Origin of the sequence: Moellerella wisconsensis (assembly GCF_022592395.1) — a bacterium.
Classification (GTDB): Bacteria; Pseudomonadota; Gammaproteobacteria; order Enterobacterales; family Enterobacteriaceae; genus Moellerella; species Moellerella wisconsensis.
The window spans coordinates 2,821,876-2,848,268 of sequence record NZ_CP093242.1; the positions used below are offsets into that span (position 1 = coordinate 2,821,876).

Sequence of the window (26,393 nt, forward strand, 5' to 3'; positions counted from 1 at the left end):
AAATGATCTGAGCACAATAAGGTTTAGTTTCATCAATACCCTAATAATATCAAAAAGTTATACGTAAAAATATTTACGCCGGTTAATTAGCTCATTTATTATCTATTTTTAGATTAACACACTTTAACCCGTATTTTAATACTCTTAGCTAAATCCTTTCAGCCTTATGTTTCACTGGCGTTCTTGCTGTTTTATTTGCTGCCAGCAATCTTCCATATCTTCTAGTGTAGCAGTTTCTAGCGTTTGTCCTTTGTCAGAGATCATAGTTTCGATTTTTCTAAAGCGTCGTTCGAATTTATCGCAGGCTTTTTGCAGCGCCATTTCAGGTTTATGCCCTAAATGGCGTGATAAATTAACAGTCGCAAATAATAAATCACCGATTTCCTCTTCCAGATGTTGCTGATCGACCACCGCTTGCTGCGCTTCATCCATCACTTCGTCTATTTCTTCGTACACTTTATCCAGCACTGGACCAAGCGTATCCCAATCGAACCCTACAGATGCGCAGCGTTTTTGAATTTTATAGGCTTTCATCAATGCTGGTAGCGTGTTAGGAATATCGTCTAATACTGAAAATTGCGCTTTCAATGCGCGTTCTTGTCCTTTACGTTGCTCCCAGCCAGCTAATATTTGTGCTTCATCTAATTCAGCCGCTGAAAACACATGTGGATGACGATGCTCTAATTTATCGCTAACCGCTTGGCAAATATCATTAAAATCAAATAAATTTTGCTCTTGAGCCATTTGAGCATAAAACACCACTTGGAATAACAAGTCCCCTAACTCACCTTTTAAGTCACTGAAATCTTTGCGTTCAATCGCATCTAAAACTTCATATGTCTCTTCCAAGGTATATGGGGCGATGGTGTCAAACGTTTGTTGTTTATCCCACGGGCATCCTGATTCTGGATCACGCAGTTGCGCCATAATTTGCAATAATCGAGTTAACTGTGTTTCAGATTTTGTCATAATTTTTGCTCTTAATTTTCAGCTCTGTATGTATTTTCTATTTATAAGCCATAAAAATAATAAATCCTGAGTATCGCCGCCTTAAATTAAGCTGCTTGGCCTTCTGCCCCCTGATCAGTTTCGATCATCAGGGCAAGAGTTATGGCCTTATAGCAACCCACAATATGGTGGTTATAGCTCAGGATTAAATTCAATATGTTAGGTTCAATTACTGGGAATAACGTTTGGCTTCAATAACATCAGGTAATTGATTCAGTTTAGCTAATACTCTGCCAAGTACCTGTAAGTTATAAATTTCAATCGTCATATCAATAGTCGCCAACTGCTGCTTAACATCGCTCCGGCTGCTGACTCCCAGCACATTGACTTTTTCATTGGCTAATATCGTGGTGATATCACGCAATAATCCGCTGCGATCGTTGGCCTGTACACGCACCACTAATGAATAGCCACTGGAATAATTTTCACCCCAAACGGCATCAATAACCCGCTCAGGGGCATGGCTTTGAAGCTCGGCCAACTGCTCACAATCCAGTTGATGTATAGAAATGCCCCGACCTTTAGTAATGAAGCCGGCAATATCATCGCCCGGAATTGGCTGGCAGCATTTAGCGATATGATGCATTAAATTACCAACGCCTTCGACCACGATTCGACCACTGTCTTTCGGTGGTTGACGCACGGCACTGGTTTTATTTTCTAGGCTTTTTAATGCCTCACGGTCAGCTTCTTCTGCGGTGGTTTTATTAAATTTGCTCTGTAAGAAATTAACCAATTGATTAATACGAATATCGCCGCCACCAATTCCTGCCAATACTTCGTCTAGCGAATGTACATTATAACGCGCGATCAACAGTTTCTCGGCTTCTTTCAAGCTAATGTCTAAATGCACAATCTCATTGTCGAGAATTTGACGCCCGGCCAAAATATTTTTATCTCGGTCTTGCTTACGGAACCAGTTATGTACTTTGGCACGTCCACGGCTAGTAGTAATGTATCCCAGATTTGGATTTAACCAGTCACGGCTTGGGTTTGGGTGTTTCTGGGTGATAATTTCAATTTGATCCCCCATTTGAAGTTGATAGCTAAACGGAACAATACGGCCCCCAATTTTCGCGCCGATGCAACGATGGCCGACATCACTGTGAATATGGTAGGCAAAATCCAGAGGCGTCGAACCGGCTGGCAAATCAACCACATCGCCTTTCGGGGTAAACACATATACTCGATCATCAAAAACTTGGCTACGCACTTCATCCAACATCTCGCCGGAATCTGACATCTCTTCTTGCCAAGCAATTAATTTACGCAGCCATGCAATTCGATTTTCATAGCTATTGCCACGGCCTGCTACCGCAGCTGCACCTTCTTTATATTTCCAGTGCGCTGCTACTCCCAGTTCCGAATCTTCATGCATTTGGCGGGTACGGATCTGGATTTCAATCGTTTTACCGCCGGGGCCTAATACCACGGTATGAATAGACTGATAACCGTTCGGTTTTGGGTTAGCCACATAATCATCAAATTCATCAGGCATATGGCGATAATGAGTATGTACAATACCAAGAGCCGCATAGCAATCTTGCAAGCGTTCAACCACAATCCTGACGGCGCGAACATCAAATAATTCATCAAAAGCCAAGGATTTTTTCTGCATTTTGCGCCAAATACTGTAAATATGTTTTGGTCGCCCATACACATCTGCCTGAATATTTTCTTTCTGCATATATTTACGCACGGTGCTGACGAAAGTATCAATATATCCTTCACGATCAATACGCCGTTCATGCAGTAATTTAGCGATTTTTTTATATTCTTCGGGGTGTAGATAGCGGAAACAAAAATCCTCAAGTTCCCATTTTAGCTGACCAATACCGAGGCGATTAGCCAGTGGAGCGTAAATATTTGAACATTCTTTAGCGGCTAAAACGCGTTCATCTTCTGTCGCGTCTTTAACTTCACGCAAATGAGCAATACGCTCTGCTAGCTTGATCACCACACAGCGAAAATCTTCTACCATGGATAACAACATGCGCCGAACGTTATCCACTTGAATCGAGCTGGTTTCTGTCGATTGAGTGGCTTTTAATTGGCGTATTGCGTCCATTTCCAATACGCCTTTGACCAAGTCATAAATAGGCTGACCAAAATCTTCAGTCACCGTAGGCGCTGTAAGGTGTTTTTCTTCCACCAGAGGAAATAACATCGCGGCTTGTAGGCTACCGATATCCATACTTAAAGTGGATAAAATCTCCACCATTTCGATACCACGCCATAACAGCAGCTCACCATTTTCCTGCGTTTGCGTTTTATCGCGACAATATTGCCAGGTATGGATAAGTTTTTCTTCTGATTGAGAATTATTTAACCCTAGACTGCTTACCCACTTCTCTGGAGCAAACTCACCCGCGGGGGTTAAATGCGCACTTCTTACAGCAACCATAATATCTCCCTACCTGTTAAATCGTCGGAGTACGGACAAATAATGCCATTGATTCTAAATGACCGGTCTGCGGAAACATATCCAGCATCCGTAAATTTACTAAATTGTAGCCGGCATCCAATAAAATTTTACTATCACGTGCCAATGTTGTCGGGTTACACGAGACATAGACTACTTTTTCCGGTAACAGCTTAGCGATATGCGCCATAACCCCCGCAGCTCCTGCGCGTGCGGGATCTAGCAGAACCTTATTAAAACCTTGTTGCGCCCAAGGTTGAGATTGAATATCGGCCTCAAGATTTTCATGAAAAAATGTGGCGTTATGGCATTCATTAAGCCGCGCATTATGTTGAGCATTCAACACCAATGTTTCAACCCCCTCAACGCCCACCACTTCACCGGCATAACGCGCCAGAGGCAAAGTAAAATTCCCCATTCCACAGAACAGATCTAAAACTCGATCATCACGTTGTGGCGCTAACCATTCAATCGCTTGAGCCACCATCTGCTGATTAATTTGGCTGTTAACCTGAATAAAATTCAGCGGATTGAAGGTCAGCAGGGCATCCGCAACCTGATACATTGGCGTAATATTTTCTGCGCTATCTAACGTTTCAAGCTGGCTATCCCCCTGGTTTAGTAACACCTTGAGACTATGCTGCAATGCAAATTGATGCAATTGTAGTTTATCTGCTTTGGGAAGCGGATCGAGATGCCGTAATACCACCATCAGCACATTATCGGCATAGATTAGCTCAACATGACCCAAACGCGGGGCGGATTTTAGTTGATTTAGGCATTTTGATAATGGCAATAAAATATTTTCTAGCTCAGGCTGCATGACTGGGCACATTTTTATGTCCACTAGCGTATTCGACTGACTTTGCCTAAAGCCCATCACCAAATGCCGTTGTTTTGCTTGGTATTGAAGCCCCAAGCGTGCTCGGCGCCGATAACCGTATTCGGCACCACAAATTACCGGTTCAGCGGATAATTCAACGCCAGTTTCTCTGGCGACTAAACGAGATAAAACATCGGCTTTACTTTTTCGTTGTAAAGCAATTGCCGCATGTTGTTGCTGGCATCCGCCACATTTAGCAAAATGCTGACATTTAGGTACCACTCGCCAAGGGCTGTCTGAAAAGCGTTTAATGATTTTCGCCTTGCCAAATTGACGTTTTTCTTCGATTAATTCAACGCTGGCTTCTTCTCCGGGTAAGAGACCGGCAACAAAAATTGTTTTACCATCAGCACGAGCAACGCCCTGCCCTGCGGCATCTAAATTATCTGCACAAACCGTGAGAGTACGGCGTTGAATGGAACGGCGATGTGGCGAGTAAAATTGCACCATATTAGTCACTACGAGGAATAAAATTTTAAGTTAACCCTATTATAAGGGGAAATTAACTTTCTGGCACCGAACTTCTTAAAAAGAATCTGTAAATTAGTCAAGCAAAGACATAATTCATCCGTAAGAACAGCGCATTAATTAATACATCATCATCGATATTCAACGACGGATATTAGTCTATTTTGCCTTAGCTCTATCGTTATTATCATTGAAATATGATTTATCATTTATTGACTGAAAATAACGTATCTAAGAATGTCATATTTTTCTTAAGTATATCATTTACCCCGAATACTTTAACTAAAAAACTGTGAATTAAATTGAGGCCACATAATAAAACACATCTGATTTACCTTTATTAAGGGTTAAATCCATTATTGATAGTCATAACAAAACCATTAACCAAACTTTAAGTTGATAATTAAGCTTAATTAATTGCTTACCATAAATTTACGATATTCTTCATATGCATAATGATCAGTCATGCCACTGATATAATCTTGAATTAATCGTGCTCGATAATAAAATTCCAACATATCTTTTTCTTTATCATCAGTGGCAGCGATCTGTTCAATAGCTTCTCGATAAGAGAGCCGATGCTTATTGGATAACTTATGCAATAATCGAGTTTCAATAAAATAATCTGGGTGGTGATCATCTTTAGCTAATGCCATAAAATCGACGCGAGACATCAATAATAACGGACGGTAAGCATCAAGCAGCCCATTGATAATTTTGTAACCTTGTAATTCAAGTTGTTCAACTTCAGGGTGACTAAAAACATGACGAGAAGCAACGCGTTTTAATGCCAATAACAATCGATGTTCTTGGCTTTTATCTTCTAATAATGCGCTGTTAAAATGTCCAGAATAAATATCTGGCAAATTATCGATAAATCTCTGGGCACTATAAGGCGCTAATTTACTCGTAATATTGACCCGTAAATACATAAAAAACTGATCTTGCTGAATACGCCGAGTATGATTATTGCTAATATTTTTATACGCTCGAATAACTGTTTGCTCAAACAAATCACCCGGTGTAACGTCGCCCCATTCTTGGCGAATATAATCCTTCAACTGATCGACGGTAAATATGCCTTTTTCAACTGCGTCATCTAGATCAGCAATACAATACGAAATATCATCGGCAGCTTCCATAATATATGACAATGGGAAGCGGCAATATTTATCCATATTTAACGCTTTGCATAATTCACTAATAAACGCAGATTCTGACCAGTAATAGCCGGGTTTTTTCATTAGATAATTAAATTCAGGCGGGATAGGCGCTAAATCATAAGCTCCTCGAGTATATTTTAAAATGGAACCAATCTGGGCATAGGTTAAATTCAATTTAAGTAATTGATGAGCCATACGTAGCCCCTGCGCATTACCTTCAAATAAACACAGATCGCGACGTAATTGGCGACGAAATAAATCCCCCCTTGGTTCACCCGTTAATTTTAGCGGCGCAATAAAACAGGGATCGGCTTGCTGGGTATCCCATTGATATTCTGGTGATAATAGCTGTTTAAACCAACTCTGAATCGCCGCTTCACCAAAATGTCCAAACGGAGGATTACCAATATCGTGCATCAAACACGCCATTTCGACTAAACTTTCAAAAGCATCAATTCGATCAGTTAATCCATAGTGTTCAATCAAACCGCGTTTTCTTAATTCAGCAAATACAGTTTTAGAGATATAGCGCCCAACTTGTTGAACTTCAAGGGAATGAGTTAAACGACTTCTTACCGCCGCATTTTGTTCTAGTGGAAAGACTTGGGTTTTCTGTTGTAAACGGCGAATAGCTGCGGAATTAATAATTCGACCACGATCGCTTTCAAATTGGCGATTAATTAAATCTTCATCATCTGGAATTGACGTAATATTTTTTTGGCTATTATAACTGCGCTGGTAACTCAATTTTTGTTTGAAATTAATCTCAGCCATTGATTTCCCCTTGGCTTATTTGGCGGTATCTCATCATCACTTAATTAATGATAAAACCTTATAGCCACCCGACTTTTCAATGCTACACTTAATGGCATTAGCGCTGTAACGGCTCATATTATGGTTCGGGAGGCAGTTTATTATTTTCATAATTTATTACTACTTTTTATATTTACTCATCCCCGCTAAATAATCTACCATAATTGAGCGAGTATACAGACGTAAGTGTTTAATTAACCAACAAAGAGTATCACATAATGAAAGTCGGTATTATAGGTGCAATGGAGCAAGAAGTGACCCTTCTGCGCGCTCAAATTGAAGGGTGTCAAACACTGGCTCTTGGCGGCTGTGAAATTTACAGCGGTAAATTAAACGGGATTGATATCGCACTACTAAAATCAGGTATTGGTAAAGTATCGGCGGCAATTGGCACCACTTTATTACTTGAGCACTTCAAACCCGATTTTGTTATCAATACTGGCTCTGCCGGGGGATTAGACGCCTCATTGAATGTTGGCGATATTGTGGTTTCTACTGAAGTGCGCTATCACGACGCTGATGTCACTGCTTTCGGCTATGAACCAGGCCAAATGGCACAATGTCCACCCGCGTTCATCGCTGACGAAAAATTAATTGCACTGGCAGAAAAATGCATCCAACAATTAAATTTAAATGCGGTTCGTGGCTTAATTTGCAGTGGCGATGCCTTTATTAATGGCTCTGAGCCGCTAGCACGTATTCGCCATATCTTCCCGCAAGTGGCCGCGGTAGAAATGGAAGCCGCAGCTGTCGGCCACGTTTGCCATCAATTTAACGTGCCATTTGTGGTGGTTAGAGCAATTTCTGATGTCGCAGATAAACAATCTCACACCAGTTTTGATGAGTTCTTACCTGTAGCCGCACGCCAATCTTCATTAATGATTACTGCGATGCTCACTGAGCTTAATTAATCATCATACTAATCACTGTGCTATTAATTTGCGCGATAAAAATAATTGGCGTTATTGATAGCACATAGAATTATTGGTTTTATTAACTGTCGCTAATTTTACCTATCACGGATCGCGCGCGATGCATAAAATACACGTTAGAATTCCCCCAATCGCAGCCGTTATTTTCACCCTGTTATTTACCAGTATATTTTCAATCACAGCAAGTTATGCAGAGGTAAAACAACGTGTTATCAGTTTATCACCCGCTAATACAGAGCTAGCCTACGCCGCAGGCATGGGAGATAGTTTAATTGCAGTTAGTGCCTATTCCGATTATCCCCCTGAAGCCAAAAAACTAGAACAAGTTGCTGATTGGCAAGGGATTAACTTAGAACGTATTATTGCCTTAAAACCTGATTTAATTCTCGCATGGCGCGGAGGGAATCCGCAGCGGCCGCTCGACCAAATCGCAGCCTTGGGTATTCCGGTGATCTATTTTGATCCCAATTCAATCAATGAAATTATTGCGGCAATAAATACGCTAGCAGAATATAGCCCACATCCTGATATCGCTAAAAAATCCACACAATTATTGCAACAGCAATTAGATGATTTACATCAGAAATATCAAAATAATGCCATAAATAAACCGGTATTTATTCAGCTAGGAACGCAGCCACTGTTTACCGCCGGAGGGAAAACCTTACAAAATGAAATTGTGGCTTTATGTGGGGGACAGAATATTTTTGCCAACAGCCAAATTCCTTGGCCGCAAGTGAGCCGCGAACAAGTTTTAGTCCGTCAGCCGGAATATATTATTATCGCAGGTTCTGAAGATCAAAAATCAATTATTGAGCAGTTTTGGCAACCTCAAATGAAGGTCAAAATTATCTCATTAAATCAAGATTGGTTTCACCGAGCCGGTCCGAGAAGCCTACTAGCCGCTCAACAATTGTGCGCGCAAATCAATCCTATCAACCAATAAACCAAATTTAATGACGATAAAAAACCAAGGGGCGGAGCCCATCCCCTTGGTCATTTTGTAGCTCGCTGACCACTGACCATTCAGTACCACGAAAATTAGTGGGCTGAATATAGTGAAATAGGGGGGGATTCTAATCGTATTATCACCAACATCAGACACTGAAAGATGAACCACAGCCACACGTCGTTTTAGCATTCGGGTTGGTTACAATAAAACGTGATCCCTCAAGACCTTCGGTGTAATCAACACAACCACCGACTAAATATTGTAAGCTCATAGGATCAACAACCAGTTCAACGCCTTGTTTCTCGATTGTTAAATCACCTTCATTGACTTTATCGTCAAAGGTAAACCCATACTGAAAACCACTGCATCCGCCGCCGGTGATATAGACACGTAAACGCAGATTTGGATTCTCTTCATCAGAAACCAAGTCTTTAACTTTAATCGCTGCTGCATCGGTAAATTGCAGAGGCAGTGCTACATTATCACTCATTTCATTACTCCAAACCGGAAACCGGTAATCTCATTCAGAAGCCAGCAAGGCTTACTCTGATCTGTCTCTACTCTAAATACTGCCCTTAAACTGGCGCAGTTGCAGAACATGATAATTCACAATAGTCCGACAAGATAACCCGGTAAAACTCAAGGTAATCTAATGAAATAACATCAATTTGAATTTTTTGTTATTTCTATTTGAAAACCCTTTATTCATCGCCTTATGCTGAGCACACCTGCAACCTAAAGTATGGCGAGTATCGTAATTATCTAATACCCGACCAATGGGTTCAACTATTGTGACACTTTTTGGCACTTTTGGAAAACAGTGCTGCGGAGTATTTGGCTTAACCCCTACAGTGCTTTAGAATGGCGGTATTAATTAGCTCACCTTCTTACTTGGAGCCCTGAATGAGCCATTCTCAAACACTTTATGACAAAGCACAACAACTTATCCCCGGCGGCGTAAATTCACCGGTACGTGCCTTTAACGGTGTCGGCGGTACCCCTCTATTTATTGAGCGGGCTGATGGTGCCTATATCTATGATGTAGATGGTAAATCTTATATTGATTATGTCGGTTCATGGGGCCCGATGGTCTTAGGTCATAATCACCCAGCCATTCGTGATGCCGTACTAAAGGCGGTTAATAAAGGCCTGAGCTTTGGTGCACCAACCGCAGCTGAAGTACAAATGGCAGATTTAGTCTGCGAATTAATGCCATCCATTGATATGATACGTATGGTTAACTCGGGAACCGAAGCGACTATGAGCGCAATCCGCTTAGCCCGTGGTTATACCGAACGTGACAAAATCATTAAATTTGAAGGCTGCTATCATGGCCACGCGGATTGCTTGCTGGTTAAAGCGGGCTCAGGCGCGCTAACCATGGGTGAGCCTAATTCTCCGGGCGTGCCAGAAGATTTTGTAAAACATACGCTGACCTGTACTTATAATGACTTATCTTCAGTGCGTCAAGCGTTTGAAAACTACCCTGAGGACATTGCTTGTATTATTGTCGAGCCGGTCGCAGGTAACATGAATTGCATTCCGCCAAATCAAGACTTTTTACCGGGCCTACGCGCACTGTGTGATGAATTCGGTGCCTTGCTTATCATTGATGAAGTCATGACAGGCTTCCGCGTTGCCCTAGGTGGAGCTCAAGACTACTACGGCGTAGTGCCAGATTTAACCTGCCTAGGTAAAATTATTGGCGGCGGTATGCCTGTCGGCGCATTTGGTGGGCGTTTTGATGTAATGCAAAAACTGGCTCCTATTGGCCCAGTTTATCAAGCAGGGACTTTATCCGGTAACCCTGTCGCGATGGCGGCGGGATTAGCCTGTTTAAATGAAGTCGCTCAACCTGGCGTACATGCTCGACTCGCGGAATTAACCGACAAGCTGGCGCGTGGATTAGAAAAAGTAGCTGAAGAAGAAGGGATCCCGCTGGTCGTCAATCATGTTGGCGGCATGTTTGGTATTTTCTTCACCGATGCCAAACGCGTAACTTGCTATCAAGATGTGATGCAGTGTAATACCGAACGCTTTAAACAGTTCTTCCATTTAATGCTGCAAAAAGGGATTTATTTAGCCCCTTCAGCCTTCGAGGCAGGTTTTATGTCGATTGCTCATAGCGATGAAGATATTGATAAAACTCTTGAGGCAGCACGCGAAGCATTCGCCAAAATGGACAAATAATCGTTTTTACTGATGCTCATTAATCGGTATCAGTACAGCCCATAAAAAAATGCCGCGCTCTGTATTTATACAACGCGGCATTTTTATGGCTATCGAATAACTGATTTTAGAGAGTTACAAATAACCTAACTCTCTATTTTCAGGTTAATAATTAACCCACTGTTACTTGTTCAATACAGCGTAAGCCACAAGGTTAATTATTACCGCCAAACATCTCTTTAACCCAATCCGGTGCATCATTTTCTTGTGGTGGATTAGCATTATTATTTAAATTCCAATTTGGTTGTTGTGAGGACTGTGTTTCACATAAATATTGTGGATTTTCAGTCCACACAGGCAACACACGCCCTCCGCCAAATTCTGAACAATTAAATTGTCCATCAGCATTAACGCGCATCTCAACGATACCTTCTGGCGGACGATTAATCAGTTCTAAAGGCGTTTGATTATCTAAATAGCGTTGATAAATCTTCAGAGCGCCTGTAGAGCCCGTCAAGTTAGTTGGACCATTATTATCACGGCCTACCCAAACAATGGTAACTTCCTTACCATCAATTCCCGCAAACCAACTATCACGTAAGTCATTGGTTGTTCCGGTTTTGGCAGCTAAGTTATATTTTGCAAACTTAGTTTTTAATGCACGCGAGGTTCCTTGATCGACCACTTGCTGCATACCATATAATGCCAAATAGGCAGCCTGAGCAGGAACAGCTCGCTCCGCGGAAGGGTAACTTTGATAAATCTCATTACCATCACCATCAATGACTGAGCGTAATGCCGATAACTTCGCGCGATTACCGTTACCACCAATGGTTTGATACACCTGCGCTGTTTCAATAGGGGTTAAGTTTATCGCGCCAAGTAGCATGGCCGGAACTTTTTCTAATACATTGGCCGGTGCACCTAAGCGCACAAAAATATTAACCACTTGATCAAGCCCTACTTCTAAACCGAGGTTAACGGTTGGAATATTTAGCGATTTAGCTAACGCATCAACCAACATCACTCGGCCACGGAATTGGCGATCATAATTGTTTGGTTTCCATGTTTGATTACCCACTTTCAATGCTAATGGCTCGTCGGATAGCCAAGTATTTAAACGGAAGCGATCAGGCTCACTTAATGCGGCTAAATAGACCGGAGGTTTGGCCAATGAACCAATCGAGCGACGAGCATTCAGAGCACGATTAAAGCCTGAATATTGCGGCTGAGAACCTCCGACCATAGCCCGAACTTCACCATTAATTCGATCAACGACAACAATGGCGCCTTCTAAATCATTAATTTTTCGTGTTTCTCTTAAATTTGCTACGCCTTTTTCTACCGCGTTTTCGGCTGCATCCTGCGAAACAGGGTCGAGAGTAGTAAAGATTTTAGCCCCAGATAAATTATCAAATTTATCCCCCAGCTTTTCGCTCAATTCTTGACGAACCATTTGCATAAATGCCGGCTGTGGAGTAATCACGCCACTTTTGGCTTTAACGCCCAGTGGGCGAGCGCTGAGAACATCGTACATTGCCTGATCAATAACACCGCGCGATTCCAATAATTTCAAGACTACATTGCGGCGTTCTAAGGCAGATTTAGGATTGCGCCACGGATTATATAATGAGGCACCTTTGACCATGCCGACCAATAAAGCCTGCTGATCAAGACTGAGTTCATCAACCGGGCGACCGAAATAATATAAGCTCGCCAATGGGAAACCACGAATTTGATCATCGCCACTTTGGCCTAAATACACCTCATTGAGATACAATTCTAAAATACGTTGTTTGCTATAACCGTAGTCCATCAGTACCGCCATATAGGCTTCGTTGGCTTTACGGGTAAGTGTGCGTTCGTTCGTTAAAAATAAGTTTTTGACTAATTGCTGAGTTAAGGTACTGCCCCCCTGCACGGCACGTCCAGCGGTTAGGTTGGCTATCACTGCACGGCCAATAGAATAAATGCTGACACCGTCGTGCTCATAGAATCGGCGATCTTCAGTTTCTAATAGCACCTTAATTAACGATTCAGGAAAATCTTCAATCGGTAGTACTAATCGCTGTTCATTATTTGGCGACTGTAACATCGTGATTAATTTTGGATCGAGACGGAAGAAACCAAAAATACGGTTATTTTCCATATTCTCAATTTTAACTAAGCGCCCTTTTTCAAAATATAAACGAGCAAGGATCTGATCTTCTTTTTGATCAGGGAAATTAAATGGCCGACGCAACATCTCAATGGTGTTGCCTTTCACCACAAATTCCCCAGCGCGGGTGATTTTATTGACTTGTCGATACTGCATGCCATTCAACAAGCGTACCATTTCGGCTTGACTATAATCCATGCCTGGCTCGAGGTTGACCATACGGCCATACACCGCGGCAGGAAGATCCCACACTTTGCCGTCAAGGCGTTCACTGACTTTTTGGTATAAATAAACCCCATAAATGCCGACTAACAGCGTAATAACCAAGGCGATTTTGACCAATAGCCAAAACCAACGCCATTTACTTTTTTGCTTATTCGGACGCCCTTTTTTGCTTTTCTTCGCCATCAGTTCGTCCTCTTGCTGATACTCTGTATGTTCATTAAATTGTTCATCATCGAATGGAGATTCATCATAATCATCCCGCCGCTGACGGCGACGAGAATTCGCTGGTTTTTTAGTTGGGCGTGTTTTTTTACGCTTGCCTATGGGTTCAAAATCTTTACCTGACATTTGCACCTATCATATTCAATTTTTACGTTTTTTCACGTTTAACTGTTCATGTTCAACTATCTTTTTAAGCTATAGGGTACGATTATTTAACCGGCTTAAAATAAATGTTTTGCACTGATTATTACGGGCTCTGCATCGGCTTGATTTTTAATCTATTCAGCCTCTGGTTGGAGTAATCTTAACTTATTGACGATTTTGGCTTACATTGCCCCTTAATTCACAGAGGAAAGCTCCCAAATAGACACAAAACTCTAATAAACCGTGGGGTGCTTACAGTGAAAGTCCCACCTAAAAATCAAATAATATCAAATTAATTCAATTAATTAACTAATAATCAATAGCCTATTACTTTCTAGATTAAATCGACTCATTACGCCGATCCAGTGCTTTTTTAGTTTTTTGCGTCGGCAAAGTTTTTACGGGATCATCAGGCCATAAATGTTTCGGATAACGACCTTTCATCTCTTTTTGAATTTCACGATAGCTACCTTTCCAGAACGCATTTAAATCTTGGGTAATCTGCAACGGGCGCATTGCGGGTGATAATAAAGCCAATGTCACGATTATTCTTCCGCCCGCAACGGTTGGATTATGCGACTCACCATACATTTCTTGCATGCGTACCGCAATAACTGGCGGTTTATCCAATGAATATTCAATGCGTACATTATTTCCAGTCGGTGTGAGATAATGTGTCGGTAACATAGTTTCAAGCCATTGCTTTTGTTGCCAATCTAACCGCTGAGTTAGCGCTTGTTGTAAGTTAATTGCGCGTAATGTGGCTAAATCTTTTACTCCCGATAAAAATGGCAATAGCCACTCATCGAGGGAAGCTAATAGCGATTCATCATCGACCGCAGGCAAATCCATCTCAGGGAACCATTGAGCCGCTAATTGTAAACGAATACGCAACTGCAAGGCGGCATCACTCCAGACAAAGCCTTGTAATCCATTATTTTTTACCCAGTATAATAGCGCTTGGGTTATCTCCTTCGCTGAGGGATTAGCTAAACGCTCCGAGCGGACAATTAATTCACCGCACAAAGTACGCCGCCAAGCAATTAAGGTTCCACGTTTTTCATCCCATTCTACCGCTGCTTGCTGGTTAAATAACGCCGGGCAGTGATGCTCTAATTGCTCAATATCAACGGCCACAGCCAGCCCAATGCTGGCATCCGCGCTGTAGTCTCCTTGCCATAATTGAGCGGCAATCACCCACGCTTGATCCGCCAAACTATCCTGTGGCTCAATTTGTGCTCCAGAACCATTAGCTAATTGAAAACGTGACTGATTATTACGATTTTTAGCGATTCTATCGGCAAATCCTTGCGCCAATAATAAAGCCAATGCGGGATGGCTCGCCAATTGTCGGCTGTCTTGCCCCGTTACTTTAAGACCACAGATTTGTGAGGCACGGTGACACCATTTGTCGGTTGGCGTTGCTAGCCAAATTGCTATATCAGACAAACCTTTGCTGCGCGGCGGATCTTCTAATATAGCGATTATTAATCCAGCCAATTTAATCAATGCGTTATCATCAGTTTGTTGTGCATAAAACAGTATGGCGGATAACCGGGGCTCGCTTCCAGCCGCAGCCATTTTTTGCCCTTTCGGCGTCAGTGTCACTTTATGACTCAATAAATCGTAGGCGCGATGATTATCCTGATCGCGAGCGGTGCTTGTTACGGCGCCTAATTGCGCCAGTAATTTATTCGCCGCCCGAATATGCATTTCTGGTGGATAATCTAACCACGATAATTGTTGGGGGGTTTGGCATCCCCACTGTAAAATCGATAGCCATAACGCGCTCAAATCACTGTGTAAAATCTCGGGTTGGCTATGCTCAGGGGCTCTCTCCGCCTGTTCGCGACTGAAAAGATGCCAACAAACTCCCGGCTCTAAACGCCCGGCACGCCCCGCCCGCTGGATCATCGACGCTTGGCTAATTTGCTGTTTAGTTAATTTCGTTAAACCATTACGCGGATTAAACTGGGCTATGCGTTCCAAACCGCTATCGACCACCAGCCGAATACCTTCAATGGTCAAACTGGTTTCAGCAATATTCGTGGCTAACACAATTTTTCGCTGTCCGACAGGCGCTGGCAGAATAGCTTGCTGCTGCGCTTGTATCGATAACGCGCCATATAACGGACAAAGCAAAATATCTGGTGTTACACGCGCCGAAAGCTCGGTTAATGTCCGCTGAATTTCGCCAATTCCCGGTAAAAATAACAACAGCGATCCCGAGTGCGAGCACATCAATTGCCAAACAGCCGAAGCAACTTCAGCCGCAAAGGGTCTATGCGGATTCAAACGCTGAAAATGCCGTTCTACCGGAAAAGAGCGCCCTTGAGAAACAATCACTGGAGCATCTGGGAACAAGCTGGTTAAACGCTTGCTGTCTAATGTCGCTGACATCAATAAAATACGCAGGTCTTCGCGTAATCCTTGCTGAATATCCAATAATAGCGCTAAACCAAGATCAGCCTGTAAACTACGTTCATGGAACTCGTCCAGAATAATTAACCCCACACCTTCTAATAATGGGTCTTGCTGCAACATGCGGGTTAATATGCCTTCGGTTACCACCTCAAGGCGCGTATTCGCACTGATTCGACTCTCGGCTCTCATACGGTAGCCAATTGTCTCTCCGATGGGTTCGCCATATTGCTCGGCCAAACGGTAAGCGACATTTCGCGCTGCAATACGCCGAGGCTCCAGCAGGATAATTCGCCCCTCAATGACCCCACTCTTTAAAATTTCTAATGGCAGTGCCGTCGACTTACCCGCACCTGTTGGCGCATGTAATAGTACTTGATTGCTATTTTTTAATGCGGCAAGTAAAGAGTTACTTACTTGATATATAGGTAATAATGACACTATTATTCCTCATAATTGTTCTCTTTTCGCTCACCATCATGGCAAAATGATTAACTTTTAATGGCCGACATTGTAGCATTGCCCGCCAGTTTATTAACTCTATCCAATAACGGAGCCTTCATGGAATTTACCCCTCCTTTGCAACCGGCGATATTAGTCAAACGCTACAAACGATTTTTAGCGGATATCGTTACGCCAGAAGGTCAATTAATGACGATTCATTGTGCAAATACCGGCGCAATGACGGGTTGTGCTACCGAGGGCGATAAAGTTTGGTATTCAACGTCCGATAACCCTAAACGTAAATACCCTCACAGTTGGGAATTAACCCAAACACAAACCGGCGATTGGATAGTGGTTAACACGCTACGCGCCAATGAATTAGTTGCCGAGGCTCTAACAAAAAAGATCATTCCAGAATTATCTGAATATAAATTTGTCCAAAGAGAAATTAAATATGGAGATGAGAATAGTAGGATTGATTTTTTATTGACCGGAGACAAACTGCCAGCATGTTATATTGAAGTAAAATCAGTGACTTTGCTACAGAATGGTCAAGGATATTTTCCCGACGCCATTACCCAAAGAGGACAGAAACACCTACGTGAGCTAACAATTATTGCTAAAGAAGGAAAAAAGGCCATACTGTTGTTCGCTGTAATGCATTCGGGTATTCAGCAAGTATCAGCGGCAGCGCATATTGATAAGCAATATGCATCATTATTGCAGCAAGCGATTGAGTGTGGTGTTGAAGTCATTTGTTATCAAGCAGATATATCAGAAAAGGAACTTTTGCTGGCTAAGAAAATTGACTTTGTTTCGATGATAAAAGAGTAGTTAATTCATCAATATAATGGTAGCTGAGCATTGCGGCTAAGAAAAAGGCAAACACGCGTCTGTTCACAGCATTGCAAAACTCATAGCAGGAACGATTGCCAAGAAGGCAGGCTTCTGCTATTTATAGCGACCTTTATTTTTCCCCATTGGGGTTAGTGTTAAATTGCGTGTGTAGGAGAAGTATTATGCAAGAAGGGCAAAAACGTAAGACCTCGTCCTTAAGCATTCTCGCCATTGCTGGGGTTCAGCCCTATCATGAAAAAGCTGGCGAAGAATATATGAACGACGCTCAGTTGGCTCATTTTAAGCTCATTCTCGAAGCATGGCGCAATCAACTCAGGGATGAAGTCGACCGGACAGTTACTCATATGCAAGATGAGGCCGCTAACTTTCCAGATCCTGTTGATAGAGCCGCTCAGGAAGAAGAATTCAGTCTTGAATTACGTAACCGAGATCGTGAACGTAAGTTGATTAAAAAAATCGAAAAGACCTTAAAGAAAGTTGAAGATGATGACTTCGGTTTCTGCGAGTCTTGTGGGGTTGAGATTGGCATTCGCCGCTTAGAAGCTCGCCCTACAGCTGATTTATGTATTGACTGTAAGACATTAGCAGAAATTCGCGAAAAGCAAATGGCTGGCTAATTACTGACTTATGGAGTCCTCGACGGCGCATACTGTGGTTATGCGCCGTTATAGGAATATTTACACCGCCATGAAAACCGCTAATTCATCTTCAAAACCCTACATTGGCCGCTTTGCCCCCTCTCCTTCAGGTGATCTCCATTTTGGATCGCTAGTTACTGCTCTTGGTAGTTACCTACAAGCTAAATCTCAACATGGCCAATGGCGACTACGCATCGATGATATTGATCCGCCACGTGAAGTTCCCGGCGCCGCAGACAGTATTCTCGCTACCTTAGAATGCTACGGTTTATACTGGGACGGTCCGGTGGTTTATCAATCTCAACGTCATGCCGCTTATCGCGAAATTTTGGCTGAGCTTATCCATAATAATCAATGTTATTATTGCCGATGCACACGCCATTGTATCCATGAGATGGGAGGGCTGTATAATGGTCGTTGCCGCTGGCTGAATTGACCGGCAACCAATGCCGCATTGCGAATTAGCCAATGCCATCCTATTTATGATTTTAATGATAGGATCCGGGGGACCGTGCATACTGAACCGACAATCGCTGAAGAAGATTTTATTATTCATAGAAAAGATGGGCTATTTGCTTATAATCTGGTGGTGGTAATTGACGATCATTATCAGGGAGTGACTGAGATAGTGCGTGGTGCCGATTTAATTGCCCCGACATCGCATCAGATATCGCTGTATCGACATTTATCGCTGCCAGAGCCAACTTATGCCCATTTGCCTCTGGCATTGAATAAAGATAATAATAAGCTATCGAAGCAGAATCATGCTCAGCCAATACCCACCTCAGACCCACGGCCGGTATTGATTGAAGCGCTGAATTTTCTGCAACAACCGTATATAGATGGCTGGCAAGAAATAAGCATTGAACAGTTATTGGCACTAGCAATAAAAAATTGGGACTTATCATTAGTCCCTGATTATGACTCTGTCACCACAAAATTTCAGTAATCAGTCACTTTTATGAGATTGACCATTCTCAAAAAAAGTTCTGTAGGCTATGATTAGCCGCTTATTTTTATTTTTTGACATTAGTGATTAAATCGAGGTGTACTATTTTTAACCGAGTAGCAAATTTCTGCCGTAACTTATTAGCACGTGACGATAAAGCTCAACGTGAACTACAGGCAGCCAGTGAAAGGCCAGTCACTAATTCTGACCGACTGACTACAGCGGAAAAACAGCCTAATGAGCAGCCTGAGCGCCAGCCAAATAGGCAGTCTGACGATAGATATTCTGAAAGGCAGAAAACTAAAAAACGCCCACAGAGATCGGCAGATAGACCGACGAAAGCATCGACGCCAGAAGTGACTCGTCGTCGCAAGCATGCTGATACGCCAGTCGATGATGAACCGATGACAGTCATTCCACGGGCGGCACACTGCATTTCACGCAATGATATCAGCAATAATGCGCTGAAAGTCCTTTATCGTCTGAGTAATTCGGGCTTCGAGGCGTATCTCGTTGGTGGAGGCGTTCGCGATTTATTATTAGGCAAAAAGCCAAAAGACTTTGATATTACGACCAATGCCACCCCCGAACAAATTCGTAAATTATTCCGTAATTGCCGCTTAGTCGGGCGTCGTTTCCGTTTGGCACATATTATGTTTGGTCCTGAAGTTATTGAGGTGGCTACCTTCCGTGGGCATCATGATCCTCAGACAACCGAGGAGCAAGAAGATAAAAATCTGTCCCAGCAAGCCAAAAGTGGCATGCTGCTGCGCGATAATATTTTCGGCTCAATTGAAGACGATGCTATCCGTCGTGACTTTACGATCAATAGTTTGTATTACAATATCGCTGATTTTACCGTTCGCGACTATGTTCACGGCTTACAAGATTTAAAAGACGGTGTTATCCGTATGATAGGCGACCCAGAAACTCGTTATCGTGAAGATCCAGTTCGCATGTTACGAGCGGTACGTTTCGCCAGTAAACTGGATATGAAAATAGAACCGTTAACCGCAGAGCCGATCCCTCGTTTAGCACCGCTGTTAAAAGATATTCCTTCTGCGCGTCTGTTTGAAGAATCATTAAAACTGCTGCAAGCTGGACAAGGGTATGCGACCTATAAGATGCTGCGCCAATACGGTCTGTTTAAACAATTATTCCCAATTTTACAGCAGAATTTCACTGAACACAGTGATTCCCCAATGGAATATATCATTGATCAGGTTCTGAAAAATACCGATTCCCGACTGGCTAATAGCCAGCGAGTTAATCCAGCATTCTTATTTTCAGTCATGTTATGGTATCCCCTCGCTGAACACGCTGAAAAACTGTCTCAAGAAGGCGGATTAGCCTATTACGAAGCTTTTGCTTTGGCGATGAATGATATTCTAGACGAACAATGTCACTCTATTGCTATTCCGAAACGTATCACCAGTACCATGAGAGATATCTGGCAATTACAACTGCGTCTGCCGCGTCGCCAAGGACGTAGAGCCAATAAATTAATGGAGCACCCTAAGTTTAGGGCGGCGTTTGATTTACTGGAACTGCGGGCTAATGCCGAACCGCATCGCAAAGAATTGGTTGAACTTGCACGCTGGTGGGATGAGTTCCAAGTGGCTAATAATAGCCAACAACGCGAGATGATCACCGAGCTAGGACAAACGCCAGCACGACGCCGGACTCGTCCTAAAAAATCGCATTCTGGCGCTCCACGTAAACCGCGTAATAAACCACAGGATAATGAGTAATCACTATGGAATCTGTTTATATTGCGCTTGGCAGTAATTTAAATGACCCGCTTCAACAGATTAATGCGGCTATTGAAGCGCTAAAAACGATTCCTCACAGTGAACTTATTACGGTTTCTTCCTTTTATCGGACCAAGCCCCTTGGACCGCAGGATCAACCGGATTATCTCAATGCTGTAGCGCTATTAATCACGGCGCTACAGCCTGAAGAACTACTTTCACAGACACAGCGTATTGAGCTCGAACATGGGCGTGTACGCAAAGATGAACGCTGGGGACCGCGAACGCTCGATCTCGATATTATGTTATTTGGTACCCAAACTATTGCCACACCGCGTTTAATCGTTCCACATTACGGCCTAAAAGAACGCGAATTCATGCTTTATCCTTTAGCTGAAATCGCCCCAGATTTAATTTTTCCTGATGGCGAACCGCTGTCAAAAAGACTCTCACTTGTGCCCCGCAACGGATTGATGCTCTGGCACCAATCATCCTAACAGCCTCGTCAAAAGTTCGACCATTGTGGCTGTTTTAGACGTAACTTACGGAGGTTATTAGCATGAAACCAATCACTCTGGCCTATCTAAGTCAGTTCAAAAAAGAAAAACGCAAGTTTGCTACCATAACAGCCTACGATTCAAGTTTTGCCCAGTTATTCGCAGAACAAGGCATTCAAGTCATGCTGGTCGGCGATTCTCTAGGAATGACACTGCAAGGCGAAAGCTCCACGCTTCCAGTCACGGTTGAACATATTGCGTATCATACCCGTTGTGTCCGTAAAGGGGCGCCTGACGCATTTATTATTGCGGATATGCCCTTTATGAGTTACTCCAGCCCAGAGCTAGCCTGCCAAAATGCAGCTATCTTAATGCAAGCTGGTGCAAACATGGTCAAAGTGGAAGGCGGTAGCTGGTTGTGTGATACAGTGAAAATGCTCAGCGAACGCTCGGTACCGGTTTGTGGCCACCTTGGCTTAACCCCACAAGCCGTGAATGTTCTTGGCGGCTATAAAGTTCAAGGTCGTGATGAAGTTACCGCTAACCAGCTGATAAAAGATGCGATCGCCCTTGAAAACTCAGGTATTCAATTATTGGTTTTAGAATGTATTCCAAGTGCTTTAGCGTCACTGATCACCGAAGAATTACTGCTACCGGTGATAGGAATTGGTGCAGGAAATGGAACTGATGGACAGATTTTAGTTATGCACGATGCGCTAGGGATCACCCCGAAAGCACCGACATTTGCTAAAAACTTTTTGGCTGAAGCCGGTAATATTCCTGATGCTATTCGCTTATATATCGAACAAGTGGAAAACGGCAGTTATCCTGATGCTGAACATTCATTCGAATAATTGATTCTATACGGTTACTGACTGCGCTCACAAATACACTATGAGTGTAGTTATTTGCCATCTTTCTTACGGTTTAGATAATTTAAGTTATTACATTAATAAAGGAACTTGAGTATGCTTATCGTTGAGACTTCGCTAATTTTACGCCGTGAAATTCGCCGCTGGAAACAAGAAGGTAAACGTATTGCGCTTGTCCCTACTATGGGTAATCTCCACGATGGGCATTTAAACCTAATCGATGAAGCAAAACAGCAAGCAGATATTGTGATTGCCAGTATTTTTGTTAATCCGCTACAATTTAATAATGCGTCTGATTTAGATAATTACCCAAGAACACTGCAAGAAGATTGTGAGAAACTTAAACGTCGCAATATTGATTTAGTCTTTGCTCCTTCAGTAAAAGATATCTATCCCACAGGGATGGAAAAACAAACCTACGTTGAAGTGCCTGAGCTGTCGGAAATATTAGAAGGTGCTAGCCGCCCAGGTCATTTTCGCGGTGTCGCCACAGTAGTTACTAAGTTATTTAACTTAGTACAGCCAGATATTGCCTTTTTCGGCGAAAAAGATTACCAACAATTGCAATTAATTCGCAAGATGGTCGCTGATCTGTCATGGGATATTTCTATCGTCTCTGTACCAACGGTCAGAGCAAAAAATGGATTGGCCTTAAGTTCTCGCAATAATAATCTTTCTGCTGACCAAAAAAAAATAGCGCCCAAATTGTATGAAATTATGCAAGCAATCGGCGTAAAACTGCAATCCTCTACGGCAGATATTCCCTCGTTACTGACTGAAGCTGAAGATAAATTACGTGCCGTTGGCTTTACTCCCGATGAATTATTTATTCGCGATGCACAAACGTTAGCTCCATTAACTGCCACCAGCCGTACTGCAGTCATATTAATGGCAGCTTGGTTAGGGCAAACCCGCCTAATTGATAATTTATCAGTCTCTCTTCCACCGCAGATAGACTAAAAAAACTGTTACTGCATTGATTTGCATTTATTAGTCGGTGGGTCTATCAATCGGACTACCTATCATAGATTTGCCAAACTATGGCTATATTATTCAATAGGTTATTAGGGGAAATACATGCTACGTACCGTACTCCAAGGCAAATTACATCGTGTTAACGTGACTCAAGCCGACCTACACTATGAAGGTTCTTGTGCCATTGATCTCGATTTTATGGAAGCGGCAGGGATACTCGAATATGAAGCCATTGATATCTACAATGTGGATAATGGCCAGCGTTTTTCAACCTATGCGATTGCAGCTGAACGCGGCTCAAAAATAATTTCAGTCAATGGCGCCGCGGCTCGACTAGCAGCCGTTGGTGATAAATTAATTATCTGCTCTTACGTTCAAATGGAAGACAGCGCAGCGCGGACACATAAACCAAAAGTCGCTTACTTTGATGCGGATAATACCATGAGCCGAATAGCTAAAGCGGTACCGGTACAGGTCGCTTAATCAACGCATTATGCATTGATTTACTCCGTTATCTGCTAATCTCCCCCGTTAATCAATATTACTAGGGATTTTTTATCTTTTGCCTGCCGCAAAAATTAACGCCACAGATGACCTCTATGGCGTTAATATTATGGTGTTAACATTATGGTGTTAAAACGCTAGCTTATCTTAATAAGAACAATCGATTAGCTGCGTAGGCCACGACCCTTCTCAATTAAATACCAAGTTAACAGATAAAAAACCACTAAAAAACCCATAAGCACACTTAACGTCACAGTTAACGATACATCAGCAATACCTAAAAAGCCGTAACGGAAACCGCTTATCATATAGACTATCGGATTCAGTTTTGACACTGCTAACCAGAATGGAGGCAATAAACTTAGAGAATAGAATACTCCCCCAAGATAAGTTAATGGTGTTAACACAAACGTCGGAACAATGCTGATATCATCAAATGTTCTAGCAAAAATCGCATTTAATAGACCCGCCAGGGAGAAAACAATTGCGGTTAATAACAAAGTTATGATGATCATTGGCCATGAATGTATCTGCAATGGCACAAAAAATAATGATACTAGAGTAACGAAAAAGCCGACCAAAATACCACGAGCTACCCCGCCGCCAACAAATCCAGCGATGATCACATGGGTCGGTACCGGGGCCACGAGCAGTTCTTCAATATTTTTCTGAAATTTCGAACCAAAAAACGAAGAACAAACATTGGAATAAGAGTTGGTTATCACCGCCATCATGATAAGCCCGGGGACGATGAATTGCATATAATCTACGCCCCCCATATCACCAATTCGTGAACCGATTAAATTACCAAAAATTATAAAATACAAAGACATAGTTATCACAGGAGGCAGTAATGTCTGTATCCAAATTCGACCAAATCGTGTAATTTCTCTTATCCAGATAGTTTTTAATGCTACCCAATACAAGGCGTTCATTGCGCCTCCTTCTGTACTGAATCTGATTCTTTTTTAACTAAATTCACAAATAATTCTTCCAAGCGATTCGCTTTATTACGCATGCTCAAAATTTGGATACCTTGTTCCCCTAACTGGGAAAATAACCCATTAAGCCCTTGCTCACGCTTAACATCGACTTCTAAAGTCGAGGTGTCTAACAAACGGGAAGCATAACCTTTTAATTGCGGGATCGCACTTTTAGCGCCTAAATCAAAAATAAATGTTTCTGATTCCAACTGACTAAGTAGTTGTTTCATACTAGTGTTTTCAACCAAATCACCGTGCTGAATAATACCAATATTACGGCATAGCATTTCGGCTTCTTCCAGATAATGGGTGGTCAAAATAATCGTTGTACCTTGATCATTCAGGTTTTTTAAGAACCCCCACATTGAACGACGCAATTCAATATCTACCCCTGCTGTCGGCTCATCAAGGATTAATAATCGCGGTTCATGCATTAGTGCACGAGCAATCATCAAACGGCGTTTCATACCGCCAGACAAGTTACGCGCACGTTCATCACGCTTTTCCCACAAATCTAATTGCGTTAAATATAATTCGGCGCGTTGGTGCGCAATCGACCGAGTAACGCCGTAATAACCCGCTTGATTCAGAACAATCTGTAGTACCGTTTCAAACGGATTAAAATTAAATTCTTGCGGGACTAACCCTAATTGTCGTTTGGCATTAACCACCTCTTTATCGAGATCATATCCAAACACTTTAACCGAGCCGCTAGTCTTATTCACCAACGAACTAATAATGCCAATAGTCGTCGATTTTCCAGCGCCATTAGGGCCTAACAAAGCATAAAAGTCACCATCTTCTACGCACAAATCAATGCCACGCAGTGCTTTCACGCCACCGGCATAGGTTTTTGTCAGCTGCGATAATTCAAGTGCATATGTCATATATATAAAAACACCTTTTATTCTTGAACTGATTAAAAAAAAATATGTATGAATGATGCCATTTTTTTACTACATTTGTTATGCCGAAAGAGGTTAAAAGCTAGATGGTGACCAAATCGACAAGTTCAATGTATCAATAATCAACTATAAATTAATAAGTTAGAATAAATATAAAAAAATTTACAACAAATTATTAATTAATCAATTAATCTTGTATATGCTAATTGATTCCAATTAGCGGTCGACAATTGTTAACAATTAGTTGATATGCAGATTCAAGTAGACTATTTTTATCGCTAAAATTAGTTAACAATTATGCAACTTGCAGTATGATTAATAGAATAATTTTAACGCTAAGAATTATAACCAGGCATAGATCATGATGAAGAAAATCGAAGAGCTGTTCGCTAACAATGAAAAGTGGTCAGCCTCTGTAAACGAAGAAAGTCCTGAATTTTTCAAAGAATTATCCAAGGCTCAAAATCCACGTTTCTTATGGATCGGCTGCTCAGATAGCCGTGTTCCCGCAGAAAAATTAATTAATGCAGCGCCGGGCGATCTATTTGTTCACCGTAATGTCGCTAACTTAGTGATCCATACAGACCTTAACTGCCTTTCAGTTATTCAATATGCGGTAGATGTATTACAAGTTGAGCATATTATCGTTTGTGGTCACTATGGTTGTGGTGGTATCGAAGCTGCTGTTGATAATACCGAGCTCGGTTTAATTAATAACTGGCTATTACATATTCGCGATATTTGGTATCGACACAGCTCAATGCTCGGGGAACTGAAACCGTGTGAACGTTTGAATCGGCTATGTGAGCTTAATGTCGTTGAACAGGTATATAATCTTGGCCATTCAACTATCATGCAATCCGCCTGGAAACGTGGGCAAAAAATCATGATCCACGGCTGGGTTTACGGTATCAATAATGGTCGTTTACATGATTTATATGTGACAGCGGATAGCCGTGAAAAATTAGAGTTACGTTATCGTGAATCAATCGCTAACTTAACCCAGAAAAAATAAATGCCCACTCTCTGTTGGTACT

General features: G+C 42.2%; 20 protein-coding genes and 1 pseudogene. 12 read left to right on the forward strand and 9 right to left on the reverse strand.

Translation table 11 applies throughout. From position 1 onward, the window contains the following. Positions 1–171: 171 nt before the first annotated feature. The 4 genes from mazG to dgt form a co-directional block, all read right to left on the reverse strand. Positions 172–969, reverse strand: a complete 798-nt coding sequence (gene mazG, locus MNY66_RS12415) for a nucleoside triphosphate pyrophosphohydrolase (RefSeq protein ID WP_241501001.1) — start codon at positions 967–969, stop codon at positions 172–174. A 208-nt stretch (positions 970–1,177) separates the two neighbouring features. Next, entirely contained in the window at positions 1,178–3,412 is a 2,235-nt protein-coding gene (relA, locus tag MNY66_RS12420; RefSeq protein ID WP_047256880.1) for a GTP diphosphokinase, read from the reverse strand. A gap of 16 nt (positions 3,413–3,428) precedes the next feature. Continuing rightward, entirely contained in the window at positions 3,429–4,763 is a 1,335-nt protein-coding gene (gene rlmD, locus MNY66_RS12425) for a 23S rRNA (uracil(1939)-C(5))-methyltransferase RlmD (RefSeq protein WP_047256881.1), read from the reverse strand. 431 nt (positions 4,764–5,194) lie between these two features. Continuing rightward, the gene (gene dgt, locus MNY66_RS12430; RefSeq protein ID WP_241501002.1) at positions 5,195–6,718 is read right to left on the reverse strand and encodes a dGTPase; all 1,524 of its coding nucleotides are present in this window, start codon (positions 6,716–6,718) and stop codon (positions 5,195–5,197) included. Positions 6,719–6,975: 257 nt separating this feature from the next. Here dgt and mtnN point away from each other — a divergent pair, with 257 nt between their 5' ends. Together mtnN and btuF are read left to right on the forward strand one after the other, a co-directional pair. Then, positions 6,976–7,668, forward strand: coding sequence for a 5'-methylthioadenosine/S-adenosylhomocysteine nucleosidase (gene mtnN, locus MNY66_RS12435; RefSeq protein ID WP_047256883.1), 693 nt, complete (start codon positions 6,976–6,978; stop codon positions 7,666–7,668). A 121-nt stretch (positions 7,669–7,789) separates the two neighbouring features. Then, the gene (gene btuF, locus MNY66_RS12440) at positions 7,790–8,635 is read left to right on the forward strand and encodes a vitamin B12 ABC transporter substrate-binding protein BtuF (RefSeq protein WP_241501003.1); all 846 of its coding nucleotides are present in this window, start codon (positions 7,790–7,792) and stop codon (positions 8,633–8,635) included. Positions 8,636–8,786: 151 nt separating this feature from the next. Here btuF and erpA read toward each other — a convergent pair whose 3' ends face one another. Then, a complete protein-coding gene (gene erpA, locus MNY66_RS12445; protein WP_047256884.1) occupies positions 8,787–9,131 on the reverse strand; it encodes an iron-sulfur cluster insertion protein ErpA in 345 nt (114 codons plus the stop codon). 413 nt (positions 9,132–9,544) lie between these two features. On the opposite strand from erpA, the gene hemL reads away from it, so the two are divergent. Beyond that, the gene (gene hemL / locus MNY66_RS12450) at positions 9,545–10,831 is read left to right on the forward strand and encodes a glutamate-1-semialdehyde 2,1-aminomutase (RefSeq protein ID WP_053907752.1); all 1,287 of its coding nucleotides are present in this window, start codon (positions 9,545–9,547) and stop codon (positions 10,829–10,831) included. Between the two features lie 193 nt (positions 10,832–11,024). Here the strand turns inward: hemL and mrcB are convergent, their stop codons facing one another. Both mrcB and hrpB read right to left on the reverse strand, forming a co-directional pair. Continuing rightward, positions 11,025–13,541, reverse strand: coding sequence for a bifunctional glycosyl transferase/transpeptidase (mrcB, locus tag MNY66_RS12455; RefSeq protein WP_047256886.1), 2,517 nt, complete (start codon positions 13,539–13,541; stop codon positions 11,025–11,027). Positions 13,542–13,898: 357 nt separating this feature from the next. Next, positions 13,899–16,421: an ATP-dependent helicase HrpB gene (hrpB, locus tag MNY66_RS12460; protein ID WP_156171057.1), complete on the reverse strand. Its 2,523-nt coding sequence runs from the start codon at positions 16,419–16,421 to the stop codon at positions 13,899–13,901. Positions 16,422–16,541: 120 nt separating this feature from the next. Here hrpB and sfsA point away from each other — a divergent pair, with 120 nt between their 5' ends. The 8 genes and pseudogenes from sfsA (at position 16,542) to panD (ending at position 23,447) form a co-directional block, all read left to right on the forward strand. Then, positions 16,542–17,258, forward strand: a complete 717-nt coding sequence (gene sfsA / locus MNY66_RS12465) for a DNA/RNA nuclease SfsA (protein WP_241501004.1) — start codon at positions 16,542–16,544, stop codon at positions 17,256–17,258. 185 nt (positions 17,259–17,443) lie between these two features. Continuing rightward, positions 17,444–17,899 (forward strand): RNA polymerase-binding protein DksA, encoded by a 456-nt coding sequence (dksA, locus tag MNY66_RS12470; protein WP_047256889.1) that lies wholly within the window; start codon positions 17,444–17,446, stop codon positions 17,897–17,899. Between the two features lie 70 nt (positions 17,900–17,969). Further along, positions 17,970–18,869: pseudogene (gene gluQRS, locus MNY66_RS12475) on the forward strand (tRNA glutamyl-Q(34) synthetase GluQRS). 404 nt (positions 18,870–19,273) lie between these two features. Further along, a complete protein-coding gene (gene pcnB / locus MNY66_RS12480; protein WP_231637039.1) occupies positions 19,274–20,620 on the forward strand; it encodes a polynucleotide adenylyltransferase PcnB in 1,347 nt (448 codons plus the stop codon). Between the two features lie 5 nt (positions 20,621–20,625). Continuing rightward, entirely contained in the window at positions 20,626–21,117 is a 492-nt protein-coding gene (gene folK / locus MNY66_RS12485; protein WP_047256890.1) for a 2-amino-4-hydroxy-6-hydroxymethyldihydropteridine diphosphokinase, read from the forward strand. A gap of 62 nt (positions 21,118–21,179) precedes the next feature. After that, positions 21,180–21,971 carry a 3-methyl-2-oxobutanoate hydroxymethyltransferase gene (gene panB, locus MNY66_RS12490; protein WP_047256891.1) on the forward strand — a complete coding sequence of 264 codons (792 nt, stop codon included), beginning with the start codon at positions 21,180–21,182 and terminating at the stop codon, positions 21,969–21,971. A gap of 114 nt (positions 21,972–22,085) precedes the next feature. Beyond that, positions 22,086–22,949, forward strand: coding sequence for a pantoate--beta-alanine ligase (panC, locus tag MNY66_RS12495; RefSeq protein ID WP_047256892.1), 864 nt, complete (start codon positions 22,086–22,088; stop codon positions 22,947–22,949). A gap of 117 nt (positions 22,950–23,066) precedes the next feature. Continuing rightward, complete coding sequence (panD, locus tag MNY66_RS12500; RefSeq protein ID WP_047256893.1) at positions 23,067–23,447, forward strand: aspartate 1-decarboxylase; 381 nt, start codon at positions 23,067–23,069, stop codon at positions 23,445–23,447. 185 nt (positions 23,448–23,632) lie between these two features. On the opposite strand, the gene MNY66_RS12505 is transcribed toward panD, so the two are convergent. Then, positions 23,633–24,403, reverse strand: coding sequence for an ABC transporter permease (locus MNY66_RS12505; RefSeq protein ID WP_047256894.1), 771 nt, complete (start codon positions 24,401–24,403; stop codon positions 23,633–23,635). Then, positions 24,400–25,338 (reverse strand): ABC transporter ATP-binding protein, encoded by a 939-nt coding sequence (locus MNY66_RS12510; RefSeq protein WP_241501005.1) that lies wholly within the window; start codon positions 25,336–25,338, stop codon positions 24,400–24,402. The genes MNY66_RS12505 and MNY66_RS12510 overlap by 4 nt, the downstream gene beginning before the upstream one ends. A gap of 379 nt (positions 25,339–25,717) precedes the next feature. Here MNY66_RS12510 and can point away from each other — a divergent pair, with 379 nt between their 5' ends. Continuing rightward, on the forward strand, positions 25,718–26,371 hold the full coding sequence (gene can, locus MNY66_RS12515) for a carbonate dehydratase (RefSeq protein ID WP_047256896.1): 654 nt from the start codon (positions 25,718–25,720) through the stop codon (positions 26,369–26,371). The last annotated feature ends 22 nt before the right edge of the window (positions 26,372–26,393 follow it).

Bases quoted from the DNA above. Each gene is read 5' to 3' on its own strand.
- mazG (WP_241501001.1), bottom strand. From the start codon at position 969: ATGACAAAATCTGAAACACAGTTAACTCGATTATTGCAAATTATGGCG.
- relA (WP_047256880.1), bottom strand. From the start codon at position 3,412: ATGGTTGCTGTAAGAAGTGCGCATTTAACCCCCGCGGGTGAGTTTGCT.
- rlmD (WP_047256881.1), bottom strand. From the start codon at position 4,763: ATGGTGCAATTTTACTCGCCACATCGCCGTTCCATTCAACGCCGTACT.
- dgt (WP_241501002.1), bottom strand. From the start codon at position 6,718: ATGGCTGAGATTAATTTCAAACAAAAATTGAGTTACCAGCGCAGTTAT.
- mtnN (WP_047256883.1), top strand. From the start codon at position 6,976: ATGAAAGTCGGTATTATAGGTGCAATGGAGCAAGAAGTGACCCTTCTG.
- btuF (WP_241501003.1), top strand. From the start codon at position 7,790: ATGCATAAAATACACGTTAGAATTCCCCCAATCGCAGCCGTTATTTTC.
- erpA (WP_047256884.1), bottom strand. From the start codon at position 9,131: ATGAGTGATAATGTAGCACTGCCTCTGCAATTTACCGATGCAGCAGCG.
- hemL (WP_053907752.1), top strand. From the start codon at position 9,545: ATGAGCCATTCTCAAACACTTTATGACAAAGCACAACAACTTATCCCC.
- mrcB (WP_047256886.1), bottom strand. From the start codon at position 13,541: ATGTCAGGTAAAGATTTTGAACCCATAGGCAAGCGTAAAAAAACACGC.
- sfsA (WP_241501004.1), top strand. From the start codon at position 16,542: ATGGAATTTACCCCTCCTTTGCAACCGGCGATATTAGTCAAACGCTAC.
- dksA (WP_047256889.1), top strand. From the start codon at position 17,444: ATGCAAGAAGGGCAAAAACGTAAGACCTCGTCCTTAAGCATTCTCGCC.
- pcnB (WP_231637039.1), top strand. From the start codon at position 19,274: ATGACAGTCATTCCACGGGCGGCACACTGCATTTCACGCAATGATATC.
- folK (WP_047256890.1), top strand. From the start codon at position 20,626: ATGGAATCTGTTTATATTGCGCTTGGCAGTAATTTAAATGACCCGCTT.
- panB (WP_047256891.1), top strand. From the start codon at position 21,180: ATGAAACCAATCACTCTGGCCTATCTAAGTCAGTTCAAAAAAGAAAAA.
- panC (WP_047256892.1), top strand. From the start codon at position 22,086: ATGCTTATCGTTGAGACTTCGCTAATTTTACGCCGTGAAATTCGCCGC.
- panD (WP_047256893.1), top strand. From the start codon at position 23,067: ATGCTACGTACCGTACTCCAAGGCAAATTACATCGTGTTAACGTGACT.
- MNY66_RS12505 (WP_047256894.1), bottom strand. From the start codon at position 24,403: ATGAACGCCTTGTATTGGGTAGCATTAAAAACTATCTGGATAAGAGAA.
- MNY66_RS12510 (WP_241501005.1), bottom strand. From the start codon at position 25,338: ATGACATATGCACTTGAATTATCGCAGCTGACAAAAACCTATGCCGGT.
- can (WP_047256896.1), top strand. From the start codon at position 25,718: ATGATGAAGAAAATCGAAGAGCTGTTCGCTAACAATGAAAAGTGGTCA.